At 48.1% G+C, this 3,106-nt stretch carries 3 protein-coding genes; all 3 read right to left on the bottom strand.

Going from position 1 to position 3,106, the window contains the following annotated elements; all coding sequences use genetic code 11:
* Window positions 1–603: 603 nt before the first annotated feature.
* From JK211_RS16580 to JK211_RS16570, 3 genes are read right to left on the bottom strand one after another with little or no spacing between them, the layout of a single operon-like run.
* A complete protein-coding gene (locus JK211_RS16580; protein ID WP_212709721.1) occupies window positions 604–852 on the bottom strand; it encodes a colicin E3-like toxin immunity protein in 249 nt (82 codons plus the stop codon).
* Window positions 853–860: 8 nt separating this feature from the next.
* Window positions 861–2,465, bottom strand: coding sequence for a colicin E3/pyocin S6 family cytotoxin (locus tag JK211_RS16575; RefSeq protein WP_212709720.1), 1,605 nt, complete (start codon window positions 2,463–2,465; stop codon window positions 861–863).
* Complete coding sequence (locus JK211_RS16570; protein WP_212709719.1) at window positions 2,465–2,755, bottom strand: hypothetical protein; 291 nt, start codon at window positions 2,753–2,755, stop codon at window positions 2,465–2,467. The genes JK211_RS16575 and JK211_RS16570 overlap by 1 nt, the downstream gene beginning before the upstream one ends.
* Between the last annotated feature and the right edge of the window lie 351 nt (window positions 2,756–3,106).

The raw sequence follows: 3,106 nt of genomic DNA, 5'->3' as shown, positions 1-3,106 counted from the left end.
GCTGCCACAGTCATATTGTAAGGCGGTAACAGTTTTGCCAGTGTTGCAGCCTTACGTTCCGGTGAAATACGTTTCATCTGTCACTCCATGCCCTCAGATTGATTTTTCAGAGGGGGTGACAACTATGCTGACACTGAGGGGTTCCCCGGCCATAACAGTTCGAACGGTTTCCCATTACGCCACCTTACAGGGTGGCAGGAACGCCTCCGGCATCTCTTCTCCTTCACGACCTGCAATCATCAGCGGTAATCCCTCCCAAGGTATTTCGTGCTGCTTCAGAGATATTTGTAATGTATTAGACACTGCCGCCTGAAATCTGTAGAGAGTTATCAGAGGAATAGAATTTTTTACATAGTAAGTTCTCTAATTTAATCGCTTGGCTTTCATTAATATTATAAACACCAATTCCTAATGAAAATTCCTTTTTATCCTCTTAACTCCATCCCATAATTTCAGCTACATCTGACAGTTTATTCTCTGGGATTTCAATTTCAAGAAGCAACGTCTCATCCACTTTACTATATACATCAATAGTATACGCTATCGTCATTTTTCCACCTTTCTTGTTGGGTCCGCGGATTTTAATAGAAAACCTATATTATTTTATATATCTCGTTTAAATACCAGCTGGTAGTCATATTTATCGAAATCAATGTGGTGTGAAAATAATGGTTGTAAATCGTTCTTCCACGAACTTAATACATCGAATCCGCCGTCATATATTCTTCCATCAAATGGTAAATTAAATTTTTTGATTAGACTCCCATCCTGACCTAAATCTGCAGAGGTCTCTTTATTGATCAAAATCTCATCTGTTTTATCAAACCATTCTAATGTTAATTTCAGTCCCATCTTTCACCTCAAAGGTATCTTTTAATATTTCGGCCTTTAACTGCAGGTTTTAACTGCTTACCTGTTTTATAATCTACAGACCCTAAATGCTCACCATCGCTTGCCCTGTATTCCTCAAGCTCACCGTGCTGAGAATCCCATTCGTAAATCCTCCTACCTTTAGCATCAACCCAGCGCTCTCTAAGTCCACCCCCACCTTGTTTAGGTGTTTTTTTCTTGGCCTGTCTGAGACCTGGAATACCAATTTCGCTCGTTTCCGGGGCTGGATGATAATCATGATCTTTATCAGGAATACCTGAACATCCCTGACTAAGATATACATAAATCGGCGGAATATCCGACACTGGCAGAATAAGAATATAATCCGCAAAATTCTTCTCCTCCGGTGCCTGAGTGGTTGTCGCCTCAATGCGGATATTTTCCGGCAGCGGATCAACTACTACCGGGTTAGGTATCCTTACCGGGTGCCGGTTGCCTGTATCTGAAGGCGCATTGACACCTGAACTGTCGGGCGTCCAGATGATGGTGATGCGCGGATCTTCCTCTGTGGTGAATGTATACGCTTTCCGGCTGCTGTCCCACTCCATTTTGCGCACACGCACCCTGTCTTTACCCGGTGGCGTATGCCAGCCATGAGGAACAGGATTGCCTTTATCATCCTGTTCCCACGTATAACGCACACGCGTCGGTGCTTCACGCATCTGTTCCAGACGTATCCGGTCAATAAAGTCCTGTTCACCGTCATTGAGTCTGCCGGGCATCATTCCCAACACGACTGCCGCGATGGGAGCACCGGGGCCGCTGGCCGCTATTCTTCCAACTCCGCGTGCTAACTCACCCAGTTTTACCGCCCACGTTCCTGATGTAATGGCATTTCCACCAATCAGGGTAAGAACACTGGCTCCTTCAACAGCCGTCTGAACATTAGCAGCACTTGTCGCTGCGGCTGTTGCCCGCTGGTATTCCACTTCTTCATAATTACCGAACCACCATTTATACAGGGCGCTTCGCTTTTTCGGCTGTGGAATATCTTCAGCAGGTTTGTTTTTCCTGGCGGTCTGAGCATGTTGGGGAACATCAGTATCGGAAGCTGGATCAGCAGGGGGAACGGCCTGATAAAATGCCATCGCCGCAAAATGAGTATGGGGTTCCTGCTCTTCCCCGGCATCATTACAACCTTCACCCCGCAGGCAAGATTTGGCAAACACACGATTGCGGTCACGTTCTTCAGCCAGTTGTTTAGTTCTTTCTTCTGCTGCGGCCTGACGTTCAGCAACCAGTGCCGCAAGGGCTGCAACAGAAGGGTCCGGGCCCCTGCCAACCCATTGTCCTGCCGGCGCGATAATCCGGTTAGACCCTGACGGGCAGCCACAGCGCACAACTGAACCATCCACCGCTGCTATTTTTCCATGATTGGTATCACGGGGTTCACCGGAGACGATAACCCCTGCCTCACCGCATACAGGACAGGGGGTGGTTTTGTCCCCGACACGAACCACCCTGCGTCCGTGTTCAGTATCATTGGACATGGAGGCGATACACACAGCACCGGTGGTGGTTTTATCACCCTCCAGTGCGGTTCCCCGGCCATAACAGTTCGAACGGTTTCCCATTACGCCACCTTACAGGGTGGCAGGCAATTCTCCGGTATCGATGCTCTCCAGCGACCGACAATCCGCGGCCTGTTGCACAGGGGGCTGATAAACTTATCGCCGTTATCCGGACAATTGCCGGCCGGGTAAACCGTCTTAACCGCATGCGGGCAGCAATATGCCTGCGGGCCAGCGATAAGCACACGCGCTGCCTCAGTGATTGTGGCCGGTGCTTCCGCCGTAAACAGGGATTGCACTGTGGCTGAAAGCCGTTGTTCTGCGGTCAGTCCATTGTTGTATTGACGATCCATTTGCTTTTCCTTGTCAGCGTCAGGGGGTAACTGATGCAATATTAACCGGATTGTAATTTGACTGAAAAGAGATGCCCGTCATGATATGAAGGATATTAAAGAAGAAAAAACTATAACAGGGACCTTCGGCTTAAGGGATTAATGGTGTTATCGTTTCGTTTCTTTATTTATCTGGCAGCGTCCGGGAACGAATTTTCTGTCGTCATTGACCATTGGCTCCCTGTCCAAATCGTCTTCAGCTTCTGGCAGAGAATCGCTCCTCGCCGGGGAATATCCCTCAGTGTCAGCATAGTTGTCACCCCCTCTGAAAAATCAATCTGAGGGCATGGAGTGACAGATGAAACGTATTTC

Source organism: Tatumella sp. JGM130, assembly GCF_018257525.1.
Lineage (GTDB): Bacteria > Pseudomonadota > Gammaproteobacteria > Enterobacterales > Enterobacteriaceae > Tatumella > Tatumella punctata.
The sequence above is the reverse complement of the archived record's forward strand: the minus strand, read 5'-3'. Positions and strand labels throughout refer to the sequence as shown.

Excerpts from the sequence above, each read along its gene's own strand:
- JK211_RS16580 (WP_212709721.1), bottom strand. The coding sequence starts at position 852 with ATGGGACTGAAATTAACATTAGAATGGTTTGATAAAACAGATGAGATT.
- JK211_RS16575 (WP_212709720.1), bottom strand. The coding sequence starts at position 2,465 with ATGGGAAACCGTTCGAACTGTTATGGCCGGGGAACCGCACTGGAGGGT.
- JK211_RS16570 (WP_212709719.1), bottom strand. The coding sequence starts at position 2,755 with ATGGATCGTCAATACAACAATGGACTGACCGCAGAACAACGGCTTTCA.